Annotated in this window: 14 protein-coding genes; 8 read left to right on the top strand and 6 right to left on the bottom strand. The window is 64.5% G+C overall.

Annotated features, from left to right (window positions below; translation table 11 throughout):
- Window positions 1-28: 28 nt before the first annotated feature.
- From bioB to htpX, 5 genes are all read left to right on the top strand, one after another.
- Window positions 29-1,117, top strand: coding sequence for a biotin synthase BioB (bioB, locus tag QLG02_RS07280; protein WP_282464857.1), 1,089 nt, complete (start codon window positions 29-31; stop codon window positions 1,115-1,117).
- Window positions 1,114-2,310 (top strand): 8-amino-7-oxononanoate synthase, encoded by a 1,197-nt coding sequence (gene bioF, locus QLG02_RS07275; RefSeq protein WP_282464856.1) that lies wholly within the window; start codon window positions 1,114-1,116, stop codon window positions 2,308-2,310. Before bioB ends, bioF begins: the two co-directional genes overlap by 4 nt.
- Complete coding sequence (bioC, locus tag QLG02_RS07270) at window positions 2,303-3,103, top strand: malonyl-ACP O-methyltransferase BioC (RefSeq protein WP_282464855.1); 801 nt, start codon at window positions 2,303-2,305, stop codon at window positions 3,101-3,103. The genes bioF and bioC overlap by 8 nt, the downstream gene beginning before the upstream one ends.
- Window positions 3,104-3,185: 82 nt before the next feature.
- Entirely contained in the window at window positions 3,186-3,866 is a 681-nt protein-coding gene (bioD, locus tag QLG02_RS07265; RefSeq protein WP_282464854.1) for a dethiobiotin synthase, read from the top strand.
- A gap of 112 nt (window positions 3,867-3,978) precedes the next feature.
- Complete coding sequence (gene htpX / locus QLG02_RS07260) at window positions 3,979-4,851, top strand: protease HtpX (RefSeq protein WP_011705391.1); 873 nt, start codon at window positions 3,979-3,981, stop codon at window positions 4,849-4,851.
- 59 nt (window positions 4,852-4,910) lie between these two features.
- Here htpX and QLG02_RS07255 read toward each other — a convergent pair whose 3' ends face one another.
- On the bottom strand, window positions 4,911-6,623 hold the full coding sequence (locus QLG02_RS07255) for a methyl-accepting chemotaxis protein (protein WP_282464853.1): 1,713 nt from the start codon (window positions 6,621-6,623) through the stop codon (window positions 4,911-4,913).
- A 222-nt stretch (window positions 6,624-6,845) separates the two neighbouring features.
- Window positions 6,846-8,660 (bottom strand): hybrid-cluster NAD(P)-dependent oxidoreductase, encoded by a 1,815-nt coding sequence (locus QLG02_RS07250; RefSeq protein WP_282464852.1) that lies wholly within the window; start codon window positions 8,658-8,660, stop codon window positions 6,846-6,848.
- Between the two features lie 390 nt (window positions 8,661-9,050).
- On the opposite strand from QLG02_RS07250, the gene QLG02_RS07245 reads away from it, so the two are divergent.
- Window positions 9,051-10,697, top strand: a complete 1,647-nt coding sequence (locus tag QLG02_RS07245) for an NAD(P)-binding protein (RefSeq protein ID WP_282464851.1) — start codon at window positions 9,051-9,053, stop codon at window positions 10,695-10,697.
- The gene (gene nifJ, locus QLG02_RS07240; RefSeq protein WP_282464850.1) at window positions 10,694-14,269 is read left to right on the top strand and encodes a pyruvate:ferredoxin (flavodoxin) oxidoreductase; all 3,576 of its coding nucleotides are present in this window, start codon (window positions 10,694-10,696) and stop codon (window positions 14,267-14,269) included. Before QLG02_RS07245 ends, nifJ begins: the two co-directional genes overlap by 4 nt.
- Before the next feature lie 75 nt (window positions 14,270-14,344).
- Here nifJ and QLG02_RS07235 read toward each other — a convergent pair whose 3' ends face one another.
- Window positions 14,345-16,846, bottom strand: coding sequence for a penicillin acylase family protein (locus QLG02_RS07235; RefSeq protein ID WP_282464849.1), 2,502 nt, complete (start codon window positions 16,844-16,846; stop codon window positions 14,345-14,347).
- A 187-nt stretch (window positions 16,847-17,033) separates the two neighbouring features.
- Between QLG02_RS07235 and QLG02_RS07230 the strand changes: the two genes are divergently transcribed.
- The gene (locus tag QLG02_RS07230; RefSeq protein ID WP_282464848.1) at window positions 17,034-18,149 is read left to right on the top strand and encodes an AraC family transcriptional regulator; all 1,116 of its coding nucleotides are present in this window, start codon (window positions 17,034-17,036) and stop codon (window positions 18,147-18,149) included.
- Window positions 18,150-18,225: 76 nt separating this feature from the next.
- On the opposite strand, the gene QLG02_RS07225 is transcribed toward QLG02_RS07230, so the two are convergent.
- The 3 genes from QLG02_RS07225 to QLG02_RS07215 all read right to left on the bottom strand — a co-directional run bounded on the left by QLG02_RS07225 (window position 18,226) and on the right by QLG02_RS07215 (window position 20,676).
- The gene (locus QLG02_RS07225) at window positions 18,226-18,441 is read right to left on the bottom strand and encodes a DUF465 domain-containing protein (protein WP_011705396.1); all 216 of its coding nucleotides are present in this window, start codon (window positions 18,439-18,441) and stop codon (window positions 18,226-18,228) included.
- 286 nt (window positions 18,442-18,727) lie between these two features.
- Window positions 18,728-19,318, bottom strand: a complete 591-nt coding sequence (locus QLG02_RS07220; RefSeq protein ID WP_282464847.1) for a hypothetical protein — start codon at window positions 19,316-19,318, stop codon at window positions 18,728-18,730.
- 11 nt (window positions 19,319-19,329) lie between these two features.
- Window positions 19,330-20,676, bottom strand: coding sequence for an MATE family efflux transporter (locus QLG02_RS07215; RefSeq protein ID WP_039213156.1), 1,347 nt, complete (start codon window positions 20,674-20,676; stop codon window positions 19,330-19,332).
- Between the last annotated feature and the right edge of the window lie 59 nt (window positions 20,677-20,735).

Raw genomic sequence — 20,735 nt, 5'->3', positions numbered from 1 at the left:
TCCCACTTATAACAATTGGAAGCCATGTATGAATGCTCTCACCACGGGCGGTCACGCCCTTCGTCATGACTGGACGCTCGCCGAGGTTCAGGCCCTGTTTGCCCTGCCATTCAACGATCTGCTGTTTCAGGCCCAGAGCGTCCACCGCGCCCACTTTGACCCGAACGAAGTGCAGGTGAGCACCCTGCTCTCCATCAAGACCGGTGCCTGCCCGGAAGATTGCAAATACTGCCCCCAGAGCGCCCGTTATCACACCGGCCTTGAGGCCGAACGGCTGATGGAGGTGGAGAAGGTGCTGGAGCGGGCCCGCGAAGCCAAGGCCAACGGCTCGTCCCGGTTCTGCATGGGGGCCGCCTGGCGCAACCCCAAAGAGAAGGACATGCCCTACATCATCCGGATGATCGAGGAGGTGCGCGGGCTCGGCATGGAGACCTGCATGACGCTCGGGATGCTCACCGCCGATCAGGCGGCGCGTCTGGGGGCCGCAGGGCTCGATTACTACAACCACAACCTCGACACCTCGCCGGAGTTTTACGGCGAGATCATCTCCACCCGTACCTATCAGGATCGGCTCGATACGCTGGAACATGTGCGCAGTGCCGGTATGAAGGTCTGCTCCGGCGGCATCGTCGGCATGGGTGAGCAGGCAAAAGATCGGGCGGGTCTGCTGATGGCGCTCGCCAACCTGCCGCGCCACCCGGAGAGTGTGCCCATCAACATGCTGGTCAAGGTAAAGGGGACGCCGCTGGAGGATCAGGAGAACCTCGATCCGTTCGAATTTATCCGCACCATCGCCGTGGCGCGGATCATGATGCCGGCCTCCCATGTGCGCCTCTCCGCCGGGCGGGAGAAGATGAACGAGCAGATGCAGGCCATGTGCTTTATGGCGGGCGCCAACTCCATCTTCTATGGCTGCAAGCTGCTGACCACCCCCAACCCGGACGAAAACAGCGATATGCAGCTGTTCAAGCGGCTCGGCATTCGTCCCGCCCAGCGGGCCCAGAAGCCGGATCAGGTACAAGAAGAGGAGTTGCTGGCCGAGATGAGCCGCCAGAGCGAACCAAGCGATCTCTTTTATGACGCCACCCGCCCCCGAGCCGGGGCCGCGCAGTCATGAACGGCCCTGCAGTAACGGGCCCCTTTGGGTTGGGCGCGGCGCTGGTCGAGCGCGAGCAGGCCGGCCTGCTACGCAGCCGCGTCGTGACCGACGGGGCGAGTGGCGGACGGCTCAGGGTGGCGGGGCGCGACTACCTCAACTTTTCTGCCAACGACTATCTGGGGCTGGCGGATCACCCAGCCATCAAGGCTGCCTTCAAAGCGGGGGTTGAGCGCTATGGCGCGGGCGCCGGCGCCTCGCCGCTGGTGACCGGTTACAGCCGTGCCCACCAACAGCTGGAGGAAACCCTGGCCGAATGGCTCGGGGTGGAGGCGGTACTGCTTTTCAACTGCGGTTTTTCGGCCAATCAGGCGGTGCTCAAAGCGCTGCTTGGCAAGGAGCACCTGCTGTGGCAGGACAAACTCAACCACGCCTCCCTGCAGGAGATGGGCAGCCAGCTCCCCTGCAAGATGAAGCGCTTTGCCCACAACGATATGGCGGCCCTTGAACGGCAGCTTGAGCCAAATCGCGGACTGATCGTTTCGGAAGGGGTGTTCAGCATGGACGGGGATCAGGGCCCCTGGCGCGAGCTCGCCGCCCTGGCCGCCCAGAGCGGCAACTGGCTGATGATCGACGATGCCCATGGTCTCGGCGTGCTGGGGCCCGAGGGGCGCGGCACCCTGGCGGCGCAGGGGGTTAACCCGGCCAGCGTACACATCCAGATGGGCACTTTTGGCAAGGCGCTTGGCGTCGCCGGTGCCTTTGTCGGCGGCAGCCGCGAGCTGGTGGAGTATCTGGTCAACTTCGCCCGCCACTATGTCTACAGCACCCATATGCCGGCGGCGCAGGCTTGCGCAGTCAGCAAAAGCATCGAGCTGGTGCGTGCCGCCGATGAGGCCCGCGCCCATCTTGGTCAGCTGATCGCCCGCTTCCGGCAAGGGGGGCAGGCGCTGGGTTGGCAGCTTGGCGCGAGCGATACCCCGATCCAGCCGCTGCTGGTGGGGGAGAGCAGAGCCACCCTGCAGCTGGCCGAGCAACTGCGGGATCGCGGCGTCTGGGTGAGCGCCATCCGCCCGCCCACGGTGCCGGTCGGTACGGCCCGGCTGCGCATTACTTTGAGTGCAGCCCACCGCGAGCTGGATGTGGATCGCCTGCTTGATGCCTTGGGGGTTTGCCCTGCAGCGGCAACGGTTGGGGAGGCTTGCCATGGCTGAGCGTTTTCAAACGGTGGACAAGGCGCAGCTCGCCCGCCGTTTCGGGGCGGCGGCCCGTCACTACGACGCCCATGCCCGTTTTCAGCAGGAGGTGGGGCTGGCGCTGCTCGAGCTGATGAGCGCGGCTGGTGTACGTGAGGAGCGTCGGGGCTGCGGGCTCGATTTGGGCTGCGGCACCGGCTTCTTTCTGCCGGCGTTGGCCGAGCGCTGCAGCGAGCTGACCGGGCTGGATCTGGCCCCCGGCATGCTGGCGCAGGCGGCCCTTCGCGGCAGCGGCGCCCGCCTGCTGTGCGGCGATGCCGAGCAGCTCCCCTTTGCCGACGAGACGTTTGATTGGGTCTTCTCCAGCCTGGCGCTGCAGTGGTGCGAACGGCCGGCCCAGGCCTTTGCCGAGCTGCACCGGGTGCTCAAACCCGGCGGCCGGCTGCTGTTCTCCACCCTGCTGGCCGAGTCGCTTTGGCAATTGCGTGAGGCCTGGCGCACGGTTGACGAGTGTGATCATGTCAATCGCTTCCTCAGCCTGCCACAATTGCAGCATGCCATCGCCGCCGGCGGTTTTGTTGCTCCTGCGCTGGAGAGCCTGACCTGGTCGCTCGGCTACCCCGAGCTCAACGGTTTGCTGCGCGATCTCAAGGGGATCGGCGCCAGCCAGGTCAATGACGAGCGTCATACCGGCCTTGGCAGCCGCCAGCGTCTGCAGCGTCTGAGCCAGGCCTATGAAGCCCATCGCCAACCGGACGGCCTGCTGGCCGCCAGCTATCAGGTGTGCCTCGGCCAGCTGATCCGCCGCTAACCGGTCTCATGGGCCGAGAGAATTGAGAAGCCGCTGCCCGCCATTGCGAGCCCGGGCAGCGGCCCCGTATTGAGGAGTCATCATGGTCAAATCCTTCTTCGTCACCGGCACCGATACCGATGTGGGCAAGACGCTGGTCGCCCGTACCCTGTTGCTGGAGTTCGCCGCGCACGGTCTGCGTTGCGCCGGCTACAAACCCATCTCCGCCGGCTGTGCCCGCACCCCGGACGGGCTGCGCAATCTTGATGCCGTGCTGCTGCAGGAGGCGGCGAGCCTGTCGCTGCCCTACGATCTGGTCAACCCCTACGCCTACGAGCCGCCCATCGCGCCCCATATCGCCGCCAGCGAAGCGCGCGATGCCATTACCCTGAAGGGGTTGTCGGACGGGCTGCGTCAGATTGAACAGGCGGGGGCCGAGCTGGTGGTGGTGGAGGGGGCGGGGGGCTGGTTCCTGCCGCTCGATCGCAAGCACCTGCTGTCGGACTGGGTCAAGCAGGAGAACATGCCAGTCATCATGGTGGTGGGGGCCAAACTGGGCTGTCTCAACCATGCCCTGCTCACTTTCGCCGCCGTTCGTAACAACAACCTGCCGGTGGCGGGCTGGGTCATCAACCGGCTGCACGGCTCCATGAGCCACTATCAGGAGAATCTGGACACCCTGCGGGGCTTGCTGCCGGCTCCGTTTTTGGGTGAAATACCCTTTGTAAACAATCCGCTCGAGGCTGATCTGCGCGGGCGACTCGACATTTCGCCCCTGCTCTGAATCCGACATTCAGCGAACATTCATAGAAACTGTCTATTATGCGTGACAGGTGTGGCCCGACCGGCAGCGAACTGGTGACGGGCCACGCGTCCATATCTCACAAGGAGTCAATATGAAGCGAATTATGCTATTCCTGGTGACCAACCTGGCCGTCATGCTGGTGCTGGGGGTGGTACTCAATATCCTGTTCTCGGTTCTGGGGATCAACAAGTCCAGCATTTCCGGTCTGTTGGTGTTCTGCGCCGTGTTCGGTTTTGGGGGTTCCTTTATCTCCTTGCTGATGTCCAAGTGGATGGCCAAGCGCAGCTATGGCGTCCAGGTCATCGAGCAACCCCGTAACGAGACCGAGCACTGGCTGGTCAGTACCGTGGCCCGTCAGGCCCGTGAAGCGGGCATCAAGATGCCGGAAGTGGGGATCTACGACTCCCCCGAGATGAACGCCTTCGCCACCGGCGCCCGCCGTGACGACTCGCTGGTGGCCGTGTCGTCCGGTCTGCTCTACAGCATGAGCCGTGACGAGGCGGAAGCCGTGCTGGCCCACGAGGTGAGCCACGTGGCCAACGGCGACATGGTGACCCTGACCCTGATCCAGGGGGTGGTGAACACCTTCGTGATGTTCTTCGCCCGCATCGTGGCTGGCGTCATCAGCAACTTCTTCAGCTCCAACAACGACGAAGAGAGCAGCAGCACCGGTGGTTTTGCCTACATGATCACCGTGTTCGTGCTGGAGATGCTGTTCGGCGTGCTGGCCTCCATCATCGTCATGTGGTTCAGCCGTCAGCGTGAATTCCGCGCCGACGCCGGTGCCGCCAAGCTGGCCGGTCGCGACAAGATGATCGCAGCCCTTCAGCGCCTCTCCCGCGGTGCAGAGCCGCAGCTGGAAGGCTCCATGATGGCGTTTGGCATCAACGGCAAGCGCTCCATGAGCGAGCTGTTCATGAGCCACCCGCCCATCGAGCAGCGCATCGCCGCCCTGCGCGGTTAAGCGTACCGTACCAATGAAAACGGCTGCCCTCGGGCAGCCGTTTTGCTTTGTGCGTGCAGCTACAGCTTGAAGTGGGCCATCTCCTGGCGCAGCAGCCGTGACAGCTGCTTGAGCTTGGCGGCCTCCTGCGAGACGTGGCGGGCAGCGTCCCCCGACTGCTCGGAGAGGGAGGTGATGTTGCCGACGGTGGAGACCACCTCGTTGGCGGCGGTGGACTGCTCGCGCAGGGTGTGGCTGATCTCCCCCATCAGGCCGGTCAGGTTGGATGCGTGGTTCTGGATGCTGGCGATGGCCTCGCCGGTCTGGCTGGCCAGGCTCACCCCGCGGGAGACGTTGTTGACCGTGTTCTCCATGCTGCGGATGGAGGCATCCGCCCCGCTCTGGATCTTGCCGATCATACCGGTGATCTGCTGGGTGGAGGCGGCCGAGCGGCTGGCGAGGTTGCGCACCTCGTCGGCCACCACCGCGAAGCCGCGCCCCTGCTCACCGGCCCGGGCCGCCTCGATGGCAGCGTTGAGCGCCAGCAGGTTGGTCTGATCGGCGATGCCGCGGATCACCTCGATGATCTCCGAGATCTGCTGGGTGTGGCTGTTGAGATCCGCGATGCTGCTGGCGGCGTTGGAGACGGTGTCCGAGATGCTCTGGATGCTGTCGAGGGTCTGCTTGATGACCCCGGAGCCTTCCGCCAGGGTGTTGGCGGAGACCTTGCTCAGCTCGTCGGCGTGGGTGGCGTTGTCAGAGAGGTGGCTGATGCTCACCACCAGCTCCTCGATGGCGGCTGCCATGGTCTGGGTGCTGGTCTGCTGGGAGGTGGCGAACTGGGCGGTCTGCTCCGCTATCTGGGCGATGCTGTCGGCCGAGCCGGAGAGCTCTTCGCTGGAGTGGGAGACCTGGGCGATGATCCCCTTGAGGGTGCCCTGCATGGTGGCGAGCAGGCCGATCAGGCTCTCCTTGGCACCGGCCGGCACCTTGATGGGTTGGGAGAAGTCCCCCTCTGCCAGGTGGTTGAGATCGCTTCTGAGCTGGTCGACCGAGGTGCCGACCAGGTCGAGCAGCGCCTTGTAGGTGCGCCAGAGGAAGAACATCAACACCAGACCCAGCGCGATGAACAGGTAGCGCAGCATGGCGGACTGGCTGGCGGCATCGTCCACCGCCTGCTGGGTGCGGTGTTCCATCAGGATGTAGAAGTCGTCGATGGGGGACATGATGCGCCCCTTGTTCTGGTGATAGGCCTTGTCATGCATCATGGCGATGGCCTTTTGCTGGTTGGCGGCCAGATCGCCGTCTGTCTGCTGCACCAGCTTGAAGGCGGCCACCTCGGTGTTGACCAGGGCATCCGAGTTGTTCTTGGCCTCGTTGAGCTTGGCCAGCTCCTCTTCGGTAAAGCCGGTGTCCTTCATCAGGTCGATGAGGCCACGACGAACCTGGCTGTCGGGCCGCGGATTCTGGCCGTTGGCGGCGACGAAGTCCCAATAGATGCGGTTGTAGCCCTGTGGCCGGTTCTGTTCCCCGTTGCGAATGGCCAGGATCCGCATGTACTGCTGCTCGTAGGCGGGATCCTTGGTGATCACGTAGGTGCGGCCGAGGCGGGTCAGATCGTCGGAGGATTGCCGCAGTTCATCGGCCAGCAGATAGGATTGGTAGCGTTGCTGATAGCTCTGTTCCATCTGTTTTCCCGACCAGCTGTAGGCGAAAAACACCAGCGACAGCAGGATCAGGGTGATGACGGAGAGCAGCAGATTGAGCTGAAAGGCGGGTCTGTTCTGTTCCATGGTTTGAGCGTCCTTATTCTCACCGGATAACCCCCTTGGTCAGACGGCAAAAGCCGCTACGTCGGAGGGGTTTTGTTGTTGTTGCTGTGAGTATAGGAGCGGGGCCCGGCAAGGTTGCGGGGGTTTGGCGAAAAGGTGGAGGCGAGGGAAAACGTACCAAAACAGGGAGAAAACGGCCGGGAGCGGGCACCCGGCCGGTGGGGTTATCGCTGCTCGATCACCTTATTTGATGACAAGGTCGGTGAGCGGCACGGCGCAGCAGGTGAGGATCTTGCCCTCGGCCCGTTCGGCGGCGGTGATGGCCGGGGCATCGGGGTGATCCACCTCGCCCGCGAGCAGGGTCTGCATGCAGCTGCCGCAGATGCCGGCGCGGCAGCTCCAGGGCAGATCCACCCCTTGCTTGTGGGCCTGATCCAGCACGGTACCCTGATTGTTGCCGGCAAAACTCTGCTTGCCGATGCGCAGTTGCACCGCCTGGTGGGGGCGCGCCACCGAGAGGATGGCGCCGCCAAAGCTCTCCTGGCGGATCCGTGCGGCGGGCACGCCAAGGTCGGTCAGTCTGGCGGCCGCATCGGCCATAAAGCCGTGGGGGCCGCAGATAAACACCTCCCGTTTGGCAAGCTGCTTGACCTGCTTGAGGTGCTCATCGCCGAGTCGCCCCTTGAGCCCCTGCCAGTGCGCCTCGGGTTGGCTCAGGATCAGGGTGAGGGTCATCCCCTGCTGCGCCAGGGCGTGCAGTTCGCTGGCGGCGGGAATGTCCGCCTCGCTGCGGCACAGGTGCATGAAGTGCACGTCGCCGAGCTCCCCGCGCAAGGCCAGAGTGCGGGCAATGGAGAGCATGGGAGTGACCCCGGAGCCTGCCGAGAGCAGCAGCAGGGAGCGCCCGGTGCCTAAGTGAAACTCGCCGGCCGGCGCTGCGGCCAGCAGACGGTCACCGGGTTGCAACTGCTGGTGCAGCCAGTGGGAGATGCGACCGCCCCCCACCTTCTTGACGCTGATGCTGTAACGCTCGGGCCGCTCCGGGGTGGAGCTCAGGGTATAGCGGCGCTGCAGACGCTCGCGCCGCAGACCCAGGCCAATGTCCAGACTGATGGGCAGATGCTGGCCCGGCAGATAGTCGGGCAGGGGCTCGCCATCGGCCGCCTCGAACCAGAAGGTCTCCAGATCCCGCGCCAGTGGCTCGCGGGCCACGCACACCAGCTCCCGTTTTTTCGGGGCCGCGTTGGGGTAGACGGGGGCGCGGGTGCGTTCCAGCACCTCGATCTCGCTGCCCGCCTCAATCCAGCCCTCGTTGAGGGCCACCAGGTTCTGGCCGAAGTAGACCTCGCCATCCTCACCGCGCCGGTAGCGGGTGAGGGTAGCCAGCGGCTCCTTGAGGGCATTGAAGCGATCCGTGCCAGGCTCCACCGTGGTCATGATGCAGCGGCTGCAGGGCTTGGCGATCCGAAACTCCACCTCGCCGATGCGGATCCGTTTCCAGCCGTCCTCCTCGAAGGGGAGGGTGCCGCTCGCCACCAGGTTGGTACGAAACTGGCTCATCTGGTGCAGCGCGTCGGATCTCAGGTTGAGATCCTCCAAAGAAGCCTGGCTTATCAGCAGCAGCGGATAGCCATCGGCAAAGCTGACCCGGGTGCCGGTCTTCTCCCGAAAGCGGGCGGACTCTTCACCGAGCCAGAGCAGCTGAACCGGCTCCCCCGCCACCTGGCTCAGCCACTGATCGGCCTGGGGCTGGGTCTGCAGGGCGCTGAAGCTGTCGCTCCAGACTCCGGTGGCTCGGGGCGTGCGGGAAAACTCCCGCTCTTGCAGGATGAGGGGCTCAAGGCCCGGATAGCGCAGCTGCAGACCGCCCTCGAGGGGGGTGGCGACTACCTGCTGCAACTGGGGATGGGTGCGGGCGGTGATGAAGCTGCCGTCCGGCTTGACCACCATGTAGCGGCGATCCCCCTGCAGCCCCTCTTCGGTGACCAGGGCGCGGGTCAGTGGCATGCCTGCCGTCGACTTGATGGGGTAGAGATGAATGCTGGCGAGCTTGGGCATGGCCGGGTCCTTGTGCTGTGGTGGTTCCAGTGCAGGAGACAAGATAACGGGAGCTGTTCCGTGCAGCAATCGTTGCAGGGGGGCGGCCTGATGCGCCCGGCTCACGGGGCCGGAGAACGGCGTGGTGTTGCTTGCGGGGCGCGAGCCCGAGCAGTGACTCCTGCAGACGGGCAAGATGTTACACGGGTCACGTTGTGCACTCCATACCTCATAAAGTGCAACATTTTTTGATCCTGATCCGTCATTCGGTACACAAATCAGTCCATTATCGAGTCAGCTTCCAGTTTCTAACGCTTTCGCTTCTTCCCCCTCCGGCCACCGTCTGCCCAGGCAAAACGGTATCAAGCGCATTCGGATGGGGCCTGTCACACAAAAAGAAGAAAGCAATGTATGAGCAAACAACTGGATATGACCCCACTGCCGGATCTCTCCCAGAAAACGGGAACAGGCCCGGTCCGTACTCGGCTACCCGTTTGGCGGCCGGCCCTGCCACCTTGCAACCATGCCTGCCCGGCTGGCGAGAACATCCAGGCCTGGCTTGCCCTGGCCGAAGCGGGCCGCTTTGAGGCGGCCTGGCAACGACTGATCGAAGAAAATCCCCTGCCTGCGGTCCACGGGCGGGTCTGTTATCACCCCTGCGAAACGGCCTGCAACCGTGCCCAGGTGGATGATGCCGTCTCCATTCATGCCATCGAACGCTTCCTCGGCGACGAGGCGCTGGCCCGTGGCTGGCAGCCTGCGCCGCCCGCGCCCGCCAGCGGCAAGAAGGTGCTGGTGATCGGTGCCGGCCCCTCCGGCCTCTCCTGCGCCTGGCACCTCAACCGGCTCGGCCATCAGGTGGAGATCCGCGAGGCGGGCCCGCTCGCCGGCGGCATGCTGCGCTTTGGCATTCCCGCCTACCGCCTGCCCCGTGACATGCTGGACAGGGAGGTGGCCCGCATCGTCGCCGCCGGGGTGACGCTGACCCTCAACCACAAGGTGGAAGACGTGCTCAAGGCGCGCGATGAGGGGGGCTTTGACGCCGTCTTCATGGCCATCGGCGCCCATCTGGCCAAGCGGGTCGACATTCCGGCCCGCGAGGCGGGCAAGATCCTCGATGCGGTGAGCTTTCTCGAGCAGGCGAGCTTGGCGGAGGAACAGGGCTTGCCGCCACCCAAACTGGGACGACGAGTAGCCATCTACGGCGGCGGCAACACCGCCATGGACGCGGCCCGTACCGCCCGCCGCCTCGGGGTCGAGGAGGCGATGATCATCTACCGCCGCGACCGGGACCATATGCCGGCCCACGCCTTCGAGGCCGACGAGGCCGAGGAGGAGGGGATCAAGATCAACTGGCTGCGCACCATCCGCCAGCTCGACAGCACCAGTATCGAAGTGGAGGTGATGGCGCTGGATGCCGAGGGCAAGCCGGTGCCCACCGGCCAGTTTGAAACCCTCGAAGCGGACTCCCTCATTCTGGCGCTGGGTCAGGAGGTGGACTTGAGCGTGCTGGAGAGCATCCCTGGAGTGCGGGTCAACAAGGAGGGGGTGGTGCAGGTTGGCGAGAACCTGATGACGGATGTGCCGGGTCTGTTTGCCGGCGGTGACATGGTGCCCTCCGAGCGCACCGTCACCATCGCCACCGGCCACGGCAAGAAGGCGGCGCGCCATATGGATGCCTGGCTGCGCGGTCGCCTCTACCACAAGCCGCTCTCCTACCCTCTGGTGGGGCCCGAGCAGTTGCAGCTCTGGTTCCAGACCCATGCCCCCGCCAGCAGCCAGCCGGTCAAACCGCCCTCGGCGCGGGACGACTTTGGCGAGGTCATCGGCGGACTGGACGAGACGGCGGCCCGCTACGAGGCGGCGCGCTGCTACTCCTGCGGCAACTGCTTCGAGTGCGACGGCTGCTATGGCAGTTGCCCCGAGCAGGCCATCGCCAAGCTGGGGCCGGGTCTGGGGTATCAGGTGGATGCCGAACTCTGCACCGGCTGCGGTGCCTGCCATGACCAGTGTCCCTGCCACGCCATCGAGCTGCGCCAACCGGAGGTGTCCCAATGAAACATGAATTGATCATGGTCGACGGCAACGAAGCCGCGGCCCGGGTGGCATATCAGCTGAGCGAAGTGTGTGCCATCTACCCCATCACCCCGAGCTCGACCATGGCCGAACTGGCCGACGCCTGGGCCGCGGAGGGGCAGACCAACCTGTGGGGCAACATCCCCACGGTGGTGGAGATGCAGAGCGAAGGGGGAGCGGCCGGTACGGTACACGGCGCCCTGCAGGCGGGGGCACTGGCCACCACCTTCACTGCCAGTCAGGGGCTGATGCTGATGCTGCCCAACATGTACAAGATCGCCGGTGAATTGACCTCGGCGGTGTTCCATGTGGCGGCCCGATCCTTGGCGGCGCAGGGGTTGTCGATTTTTGGCGACCATCAGGACGTGATGGCGGCGCGCAGCACCGGCTTTGCCATGCTCGCCTCCGGCTCGGTGCAGGAGGCGCAGGACTTGGCCTTGGTCGCCCATAGCGTCACCCTGCAGTGCCGGGTGCCCTTTATTCACTTCTTCGACGGGTTCCGCACCTCCCACGAGGTGAACAAGATAGTCGCGCTGCACAAAGATGAGATCCGCGCCCTTATCGACAACGACTGGGTACGCGCCCACCGCGCGCGGGCGCTCAACCCGGATCATCCGGTGATGCGCGGCACCGCCCAGAACCCGGATACCTATTTCCAGTCCCGCGAGAGCGTCAACCCCTTCTACGAGGCGGTGCCGGCACGGGTGCAGCAGTGCATGGAGAGCCTCGGCGAGTTGACCGGCCGTCACTACCGGCTGGTGGAGTATCACGGCGCCCCCGATGCCACCGACGTCATCGTGTTGATGGGGTCGGGGGCGGCCACCGCCCGCACGACTGTGGATTGGCTCAACCGGCAGGATCGCAAGACCGGGGTGCTGGTCATTCGCCTCTATCGCCCCTTCCCGGTGCAGGCGCTGCTCGATGCGCTGCCCGAGAGCGTGCGACGCATGGCGGTGCTGGATCGCACCAAGGAACCGGGCGCCGGTGGCGAGCCGCTGCTGCTGGATGTGCAGAGCGCCCTCATCGACGGCTTGCAGCGCGGTCTTATCAAGCGGCTGCCCTGGCTCAGTGGTGGCCGCTACGGCCTCTCTTCCAAGGAGTTCACCCCCGCCATGTGCGCGGCTGTGTTCGAGGAGCTGGCCTGTGATGCGCCGCGCCCCCGCTTTACCGTGGGGATTGTGGATGACGTGTCGGGCCTCAGTCTGGCCTGGCACCCCATCGGCGATCTGGAGCCCGCCAGTCGGGTGCGGGCGCTCTTCTTCGGCCTCGGCGCCGATGGCACGGTCGGTGCCAACAAGAACAGCATCAAGATCATCGGTGAGCTGGAGGGCTTCCACGCCCAGGGCTACTTCGTCTACGACTCCAAGAAGTCGGGCTCGCGCACCGTCTCCCACCTGCGCTTCGGCCCCGAGCCCATCGACGCCCCCTGGCTTGTCGAGCAGGCGAGCTTTATCGGTTGCCACCAGTGGGGCTTTGTCGAATCTGTGGATCTGCTGGAGTTCGCCGCCGAGGGGGCGACCCTGCTGCTCAATGCTCCCCATGAGCCTGACCGGGTCTGGGCCGAGCTGCCCGAGCGGCTGCGCGCCCGCATCCGCGCCCTCGATATCCAGCTCTATTGCATCGACGGCGATCGGGTGGCCGAGCGCAACGGCATGGGCAATCGCATCAACACCATCATGCAGACCTGCTTCTTCGCCCTGGCCGGTATCTTGCCGCGGGACGAGGCGATCGCGCTCATCAAGGAGAGCATCGAGAAGAGCTATGCCCGCAAGGGGCCCGAGGTGGTGGCGCGCAACTTCGCGGCGGTGGACGACACCCTGGCCCATCTCCATCAGGTGGCGATCCCGGCCGGTGAGGAGCAGCTCAGCGACTATCCGCTGCCGCTGGCACCGGGTGGCAGCGAGTTTGTCCAGCGGGTCACCGGCGAGATGCTGGCGGGGCGCGGCGATCGCATCCCGGTCTCCATGCTGCCGGTGGACGGTACTTACCCCACCGCCACCAGCCGCTTCGAGAAGCGGGATATCGCCCGCGAGATCCCCATCTGGCACTCCGATATCTGCATCCAGTGCGGCAACTGCGTCTTCGTCTGCCCCCACGCGGCGCTGCGGGCCAAGTTCTACCATCAGGACTGGCTGGCGAGCGCCCCCGAGGCGGCGCAGTCGGTGCCCGTCACCGCCAAGGGCTTCCCCGACAGCCGCTACACATTGCAGCTCTATCCGGAAGATTGCACCGGCTGCGGTCAGTGCGTGCAGGCCTGTCCGGTTCGGGCTGGGGCGGATGAGAGCCATGAAGGGGAGCGGGCCATCGCCATGATGGACAAGGCTCCGCATCTGGCTGGCCAGAAACAGGCGTTGCGCTGGTTCGAGAGCCTGCCGTGGCCGGCCCGCGAGCGGGTGGATTTCTCCACGGTGCGCGGCACCCAGTTCCTCGAGCCCCTGTTCGAGTTCTCCGGTGCCTGCGCCGGCTGTGGCGAGACCCCCTATCTCAAGCTGCTGACCCAGCTGTTTGGCGATCGCATGCTGGTGGCCAATGCCACCGGCTGCTCCTCCATCTATGGCGGCAACCTGCCGACCACGCCGTGGGCCAAGAATGGCGAAGGAAAGGGGCCGGCCTGGTCGAACTCGCTGTTCGAGGACAACGCCGAGTTCGGCTTTGGTTTTCGCCTCACCGCCGATCAGCATCACGGTCAGGCGGTGGCAGCCTTGCAGGCGATGAAGGGGGAGATCGGGGTCGAGCTGGTGGAGACACTTGTCAGCGCCCCGCAGCGGCTAGAGTCGGAGATCCGCGCCCAGCGCACCCGGGTGGCGCAAGTGCGGGAGCGGTTGGAAGAGGTGAAATCCGGCAAGGCTCGCGAGCTGCTGTCGCTTATCGATCAGCTGGTGCGCCGCTCGGTCTGGATCATCGGCGGCGATGGCTGGGCCTATGACATTGGCTCGGCGGGGCTCGATCATGTGCTCGCCTCCGGACGCGATGTGAACGTGCTGGTGATGGATACCGAGGTCTACTCCAACACCGGCGGTCAGATGTCGAAATCGACCCCGCTCGGTGCCGTCGCCAAATTCGCGGCGGGGGGCAAGACGCTGGCCAAGAAGGATGTGGCCTTGCAGGCCATCTCCTACGGCAACGTCTATGTTGCCCGCATCGCCTTTGGTGCCAACCCGCAGCAGGCACTGCAGGCCTTGCGTGAGGCGGAGGCCTATCCTGGCCCGTCGCTGATCATCGCCTACAGCCACTGCATCGCCCACGGTATCGATATGGAGTTTGGCCTGACCCAGCAAAAACGGGCCGTGGCCTCCGGTCACTGGCCGCTGATGCGCTACAACCCGGTACTGCGCAGCGCGGGGCAGAACCCCTTCAGCCTCGACAGCCTGCGCCCCTCCATTCCGCTTGCCGAATACCGCCAGGAGGAGACCCGTTATCGGATATTGGCCCAGAGCCATCCGGAGGAGGCCGAGCGGCTGATGCAGGTGGCGCAACAAGTGGCGTGGCAGAAGTGGGCCACCTACGAGGAGATGGCCACCCGCGAGGCCAGCCATTTCCATCCGCCGGTGTGAGGATGGGGTTAACTCTGCATAAAACGAAGCGGGCCACTGGCCCGCTTTTTTTATGACTGGATTGACAGGGCTCGCTCAGGGGCTGGTTGTACGCAGCACCTTGAGGTGCAGGGTGCGCTCCTGGTGGGCCGCTATCTCCTGCTCGGTGAATCGCATGGGCTGCCACTGCTGACGGGCGAACTGCTCGGTCTGATCGGTGAAGTGCGGGCTCTCGGGGTCATGGGACTGGCCGTAGCTCAGGAAGCGCTCCGCCTTGGGGCCGGCGGCATCAAACTGCAGGGCCAGCACGAAGCTGGAACCGTAGTTGGCGCGATACCGCAGCTCGGGCTGGCCGTCACCGTCGTCATCCAGGCTGCGCAGCGTGGTGCCTGCCACGGCCTTGCCGGTCACTATGTTGGCGAGATCCGAGCTGCTGCGCGAAGGCAGATTGGTCTGCACCATGTTGAACATGCCCTCGAATGAGTTGCCTCCCGGCAGCGCTATGGGGGTCAGCCCGGCCGCTTTTTGCACGAATTGCAGTGCGCCGAGTTCGGCATCCGGCGCGATACCGGCCGCCTGCAACCGCTGCTGGGCCTGGGCCAGCGCCAGCAGGGCGGGATCCAGGTCCGGTGCGCCGCTCCAGGGGGCCAGCCCGCTCGGCGTGGTGGCGCCATGGGCCGGATCGAAGGGGATGGCGAACAGGGCATCCTTGATGTCTCTGTGGCCGCTGGTGCGAAACGCCGTCAACCATTCGCGCATCAGGTGGGCGCCGCGGCTCTCCAGCTGATATTCGCCATCCCAGTTGGCGAGTGCATTGCAGCTCGGCGTCAGGTCCAGCGGGCCGCTGGTCAGCTGGATCAGCGGATGTGCCTGACAGCGGGCCAGCAGGGGTTCTCTGAGCTCACGGGCAAACAGGGAGCCGTTGTGGGTCAGTACCCGTTGCAGCGACTGCAGGGTGAAACGCCGATCGCTCCCGGTCAGTCCCATGGTGTCGGGGGTGCTGATGAGCTGGGCGTTGTAGCGGGTTCGCGGGCTGCGCACCGTCTGCTCCGGCCCGTAGAGGATGGAGTAACCCTCCAGCGGGGCCGCCAGGTTGGTCAGCCAGTGGCTGCTGTTGGCGTTGTAGACGTAGTCGCTGCGAGTCTGGCGGGGGGCCTGGCTCAGGGGGACAAGGCCGGGGACGCGAGTCTGGCCGCTGTCGACCCACTCGAAATCGGGGTCGTTGCCCGGCAGCAGCACGCTGCCCTCGCCATCCAGCCAGATGGGGGCCAGCTGTGGCGTCTGGGAAGCTGCTCGCCACCAGGCTTCCGCCTTGGTGCCGAGGCGGGGTACCTGGGTGGCATCCACATAGCTGGCCTGACCCGTCTTGTCGATCAGCAGTGTATTGACCCAGGGCACCCCCTGATGCTCGGCCAGCGCATCGAAGAAGGCCGGGGTGCTCTGGGCCTTGGCCATGGCGAGCCACTGTTCCAGCATCTTGTAGTTGCCGGCGTTGGCATCGCGGAAGCTGATGGCGCTGCTGCTGGTCCAGCCCAGGCTGGGCGAGAGTGAGGCGAGGTTGACCATGGGGCCGAAGTGGCTGGCATAGACGGTCTGGACATAAGGTTGCAGGCTGCCATCAGCCTGGCGTACCTGTACGGTGATCGCTTTCTGGCTCATCTCCCGCCACTGGTCGCCGTAGCGGTAACGCAGCGGATTGGCGGGGTCCAGGGTGAGCTGATAGAGGGTGAAGCGCTTGGATTGGGAGACGGTGTGGGTCCAGCCCAGCTGCTCGTTGAAGCCGATCAGGATGGCGGGAAAGCCCATCATGGTGGCACCGGTCACGTTGAGCTCCCCCGGGATCTGCAGGTGCTGTTCATAGAATCTGAGTTCGCCATCCCAGGGGAAGTGGGGGTTGCCGAGCAGCAGGCTGTTGGCGTTGCTGCTGCGATCCGCCCCCAGCGCCCAGCCGTTGCTGCCGATCCCCTCTGAGGTCAGCAATGTGGCGGGATCCTGCTCGGGCACAGGCAGGGCGGTGCGCGCCCGTGCGCCGCTGCCGGGTGGCTGGGCACTGGCCATGGCGCCGATAAAGCTGCGGCCGCTGGCCAGCTGGGCGAGATCCAGGTGATAGGCCAGCAGCTGGGGCGGGGTGATGGGTTCGACCCACTCGGCCCCGCGACAGGGAGAGGGGTAGTCCGCCGGGCCGGCCCGACTGCTGAGTGAGTGGTTGAACCCCGCCACGTACCCTTCGATGAGATGACGGGCATCCGGTGCCAGCCTGCCATACAGGGCGGCAGCCTGGGCTGGCAGGTCGAGCGAACGATAGCCCACGTCGGAGAGCAGGTTGCGCTGCTGCTCCCCCGCTCCCAGCCAGCGGGATTTTTCTCCCCGCAGCTTCATGATCTGCTCGCTCAGGGTACAGAGGTTCTCTTCGGCATGGGCATAACCGGCGCCAAAGCCCAGGCTGGCGTAGTCGTTCGCCTTGATGTGGGGAACACCCTGCTCCGTATAGGTGAGGGTGACGTCGTAGTGGCGAGCCGGATCCGGCTCGCTGCTGTTCTCCTGGCAGCCGGCCAGTGCGAGGCAGCCGAGCAGGGTAAGGGGGAAGGGCGTTCTCATCTTGGTTCCTTCTGTGGTCCTGACTTGTTATGGTTCTGTTGCTTTTCAGCCGCAGGTGACGGTATTTAAGAACAGCCCCGGTTTGCTGTCGCCCCGCTGGATGGAACCGGTCGAGAGTTGGAAAACACAATAAAAACAAGGATAAGCAGGTACGGCTCGATGGAGCCGCACCTGCAGGAGGACGCATATGCAGTGGGAAGAAGTGGCCGCCGTGCTCAGTCTGAGCCTGACCGGCATGTTGCTGCTGGCCACGCTCGGCTGGCTGCGCCGCATGCGGCGGGATGCCGCTGCCGGTTATCTGCTGGCCCTGCTCAGCCTGAGCGGCTTGCAGGCGCTGGAATATCTCTATCACCAGCAACAGTGGTTCCACCATTGGCCCCACCTGCTCAAGCTGGCGGATCCCCTGGTGGTGATGCTGCCGTTTTGTCTGTATGGCTATATCAGGGCTCTGCAGGGGGAGGCGGTACTCGGTGGCTGGCGTGACCGGCTGGTGCACGGCTTGCCCATGCTGCTGGTTGCCGCTCTGGCGCTGCCCTACTGGTTGTTGCCGGGGGCCGACAAGGTGCGCTGGATCCTGCTTGGCAAGCAGGGGGATGCGCTGTGGCCCGGGGTGACCCTCTATGGCAATCGCTATCTGGCCTGTATCGCCCTGCTGGGGCTGGCTTACTGGTGGCAGCAGCAGCGCCTTGGGGTGGTCAGCCGCAAGCCGGCGCTGCGGGCCTGGGTGGCTCAGTTGCAGGGGCTGCAACTGCTGGTGGCCTTGCTGTTGCTCGGCCGCATCGTCTTGAGCTGGCTCGGCTGGCCGCTCTCTACCGTTTATCTGCAGGCTCCCGTCACCGCCTATCTGCTGCTGCAGGTGCTGGCCCATGCCCGCTTGCCCCAGCAGGGCGGCACGCTGGAGGGGGGCGTGCGCGAGCGAGCTACTGACGCCGCTTCTGAGCCGGTGCGAGATGACGGCCTGCGCCCCCTGTTCGAGGAGCTGGAACGCCAGCTCGGGCGTGGTGCCTACCGGGATCCCGCGCTCTCCCTTGGCAAGCTGGCCGAGGAGTGCGGTCTGAGCCTTCATCAGGCGTCCAGTGCCATCAACGCCTGTTCAGGGGGCAACTTCTACGACTGGCTCAACCGCCATCGGGTGGAGGAGGCCAAGCGGCTGCTGCAGGCGAGTGACGAGACGGTGGCCAATGTCTGCTACCGGGCCGGTTTCAACAGCAAGTCCACCTTCAACAGTGCCTTTCGCCGTCATACCGGCCAGACCCCCAGCGAGTTTCGACGCCAGGGGGCGCAAGCGGTGGTCGCCTCCTGATAAGCGGGCAACAAAAAGCCCGGCGTCGGGCCGGGCTGGCAGGATAAGTTGCTTATCCAGGTATTCGTCGAGGCGTCTATTGTGGATGTTGTTTGAGGATGTCGTAGATCTCCTCTTTCAGTTTAAGTTTCTGTTTTTTCAGATCCTTCACCTCGGAGCTGTAGTCGCTGGCGTGATGCTTTTCCAACTTTCTAATCTCCACATCCAGGTCGTTGTGCAAGTCAAACTTCTTTTGGAAATGGACATCACTGCTCTTCAGTTGCGAGATGAGCTCTCTGTACTCTGGGAACATGTAATGCGGCCTCCTTGGTTTCGTTTGATTGTGCCTGCAAGACCAAACTACCGCGTCCCCCGCGAGATAAATGTGATCCGGCTCCAATTCGGGACCAATGATTTGCTGCATGTGCTGGGCGATTTTTAACTGTTTGAATCACAAGCTGATAAGACTTTTATCGGTAAGCAGAGAGTCTGAAAAGTGCCGGATGGATCACAATTGTGACGACCGGATGACAGCTTGTGGCCGCCGGGCGGGCAGCAAAAAGGGGCGCAGGGCCCCTTCTTGGTAACAGGTGCAGCGTTTACTCTTTTTTCTTTTTCTTCTCGGGCAGCGGCTTGCCATCGCGGGCGATCACCTTGCCCACCTCGAAGCCGATCTGCGCCGCCAGCTCTTCCAGATCCGCGGCCTTGGCTTCGTTGCCGATGGCGTACTGGTAGTTGGCGATGGTGATCCGGTCGGCCACCGGGGTACCCGGGACTATGGGCTCACGCCAGCCCTGACCCACATGGGCCACCAGGGTGCCGTTCATGATGAGTTCGCCGACGATCTCCTGGGTGGGGATGCCCTTGCCGTAGGTGAGGCCCTGCGGGTGCTTCTTGCCGACCAGCGGCTCGGTGCTGGCGGGCATCAGCTTGGTGCGGATCAGCCACTTGGGCGATTTGGTCTTGCCCACCGCCTTGCCGGTCTGGTACTCGTTGATCTTGATGGTCTTGATCATCTGGGCCATGAAGTCCTTGGTCAGCGCTTTTTGCGCTTCACTGGTTTCATCGATGGCGATGGGGGCCACGTACCAGGTCTGGGCCGCCTGTGCCTTGGGGGCGGCGGGGGCGGTTTGCGCCATGGCGAGCGGGCTGAGCAGGATGGCCGCCAACAAGAGTCCTATCTTCTTCATTGTGATTCCGCTTATGTTTCAACAAGAATTTTGTTTTGCCAGCGACGACTGCGCCAGCGCCAGAACATGGCCAGACCGCGCACCCACTCGTCGCAGGCGAGCGCCAACCAGATACCGACCAGTCCATAACCCTGCATGATACCAAGGAAATAGGCCAGTGGAACGGCAATCCCCCACATGGAGACGAGCGCCATGTAGAGCGGGAAACGGGCGTCCCCGGTGGCGCGCAGGGCGTTGATCACCACCAGATTGAAGGTACGGCCGGGTTCCAGAATGAGGCTTATCAAGAACAGCTGCGCCACCTGGGTGATGATGTCGGCGTCATCGGTGAACAGGCTGATGATGGTGCGGCCGTTGAGGGCCGCCAGCAAGGCGATGAAGGCGGTGACGACGAGCCCCAGCTTCAGGCTTTTGAGCAACTGGCGGTAGGCCTGCTCGAAGCGGCGGGCCCCTGCCAGATGGCCGATGATGATCTCGTTGCCAAGGCCGATGGAGAGGCCGAACAGCAGGATGAACAGGCAGATCTGGAAGAAGTAGGACTGGGTTGCCAGCGCCTTGTCGCCGAGCAGGCCGACGAAGGCGGTCACCACCATGAACTGCAGCATCCAGGAGAGGTTCTCGCCGGCAGCCGGCAGGCCGATGTGCAGTACCTTGCCCAGCATCAGCCGGCTGGGTTTGACGATCTCCGGCAGGCGCAACCGGATGCCGGTCTTGCGCGCCACCAGCCACACCAGCAGCACCACCCCGACGATGCGGCCCGCCACCGTGCTGATGGCGACCCCGGCCACCCCGAGCTGGGGCAGGCCGAACCAGCCGTAGAGCAGCAGCAGGTTGCCGACGAAGGTGATGAGGTTGACGATGAGGGTCACGTACATCGCCTGACGGGTGTGGCCGTGGGCGCGCAGGGTGGCGGCCAGGCAGAGCGCCGCCGCTTCCGGCAGCAGGCACAGGCCGATGATCTGCAGGTAGAGGGTGGCATCGCTCATCAGGTTGGCGGGCAGGTTCATCAGCGCCAGCATGGTACTGGCCCCGGCGATGACGCCGACGGCGGCCACCAGCCCCACCAGCAGGTTGAAACCGATGGCGGTGTGGATGACGACGCGCGCCTTCTCCTTGTCGCCGGCCCCCAGATACTGGGTGATCACCACGCTGGTGCCGATGCTGACGAAGCTGAACAAGGTGATGGCGAGATCGAACACCTGGTTGCCGACCGCGAGCGCCGCCACCCCTTGATAGGAGACGTGACCCACCATGAAGGTGTTGAGGGCCCCGGTCAGAAAGTGCAGGGCAAGATCGATAAACAGTGGCCAGGTCAGGGAGAAGAGGGTGCCCGGACCTGCGTGGGATTGAGTTTGCATGGGGTGTCCAAATACTGGGGATGGCCCTCGTCAGCGCCATCTGGACGGGCATTTAACAC

The organism is Aeromonas sp. V90_14, from assembly GCF_029967615.1.
GTDB lineage: Bacteria > Pseudomonadota > Gammaproteobacteria > Enterobacterales > Aeromonadaceae > Aeromonas > Aeromonas hydrophila.
The sequence above is the reverse complement of the archived record's forward strand: the minus strand, read 5'-3'. Positions and strand labels throughout refer to the sequence as shown.

Coding starts and splice junctions, on each gene's coding strand:
- nifJ (WP_282464850.1), top strand. CDS start 10,694: ATGAAACATGAATTGATCATGGTCGACGGCAACGAAGCCGCGGCCCGG.
- bioF (WP_282464856.1), top strand. CDS start 1,114: ATGAACGGCCCTGCAGTAACGGGCCCCTTTGGGTTGGGCGCGGCGCTG.
- QLG02_RS07245 (WP_282464851.1), top strand. CDS start 9,051: ATGAGCAAACAACTGGATATGACCCCACTGCCGGATCTCTCCCAGAAA.
- QLG02_RS07215 (WP_039213156.1), bottom strand. CDS start 20,676: ATGCAAACTCAATCCCACGCAGGTCCGGGCACCCTCTTCTCCCTGACC.
- QLG02_RS07255 (WP_282464853.1), bottom strand. CDS start 6,623: ATGGAACAGAACAGACCCGCCTTTCAGCTCAATCTGCTGCTCTCCGTC.
- bioB (WP_282464857.1), top strand. CDS start 29: ATGAATGCTCTCACCACGGGCGGTCACGCCCTTCGTCATGACTGGACG.
- bioD (WP_282464854.1), top strand. CDS start 3,186: ATGGTCAAATCCTTCTTCGTCACCGGCACCGATACCGATGTGGGCAAG.
- bioC (WP_282464855.1), top strand. CDS start 2,303: ATGGCTGAGCGTTTTCAAACGGTGGACAAGGCGCAGCTCGCCCGCCGT.
- QLG02_RS07250 (WP_282464852.1), bottom strand. CDS start 8,660: ATGCCCAAGCTCGCCAGCATTCATCTCTACCCCATCAAGTCGACGGCA.
- QLG02_RS07220 (WP_282464847.1), bottom strand. CDS start 19,318: ATGAAGAAGATAGGACTCTTGTTGGCGGCCATCCTGCTCAGCCCGCTC.
- QLG02_RS07230 (WP_282464848.1), top strand. CDS start 17,034: ATGCAGTGGGAAGAAGTGGCCGCCGTGCTCAGTCTGAGCCTGACCGGC.
- QLG02_RS07225 (WP_011705396.1), bottom strand. CDS start 18,441: ATGTTCCCAGAGTACAGAGAGCTCATCTCGCAACTGAAGAGCAGTGAT.
- QLG02_RS07235 (WP_282464849.1), bottom strand. CDS start 16,846: ATGAGAACGCCCTTCCCCCTTACCCTGCTCGGCTGCCTCGCACTGGCC.
- htpX (WP_011705391.1), top strand. CDS start 3,979: ATGAAGCGAATTATGCTATTCCTGGTGACCAACCTGGCCGTCATGCTG.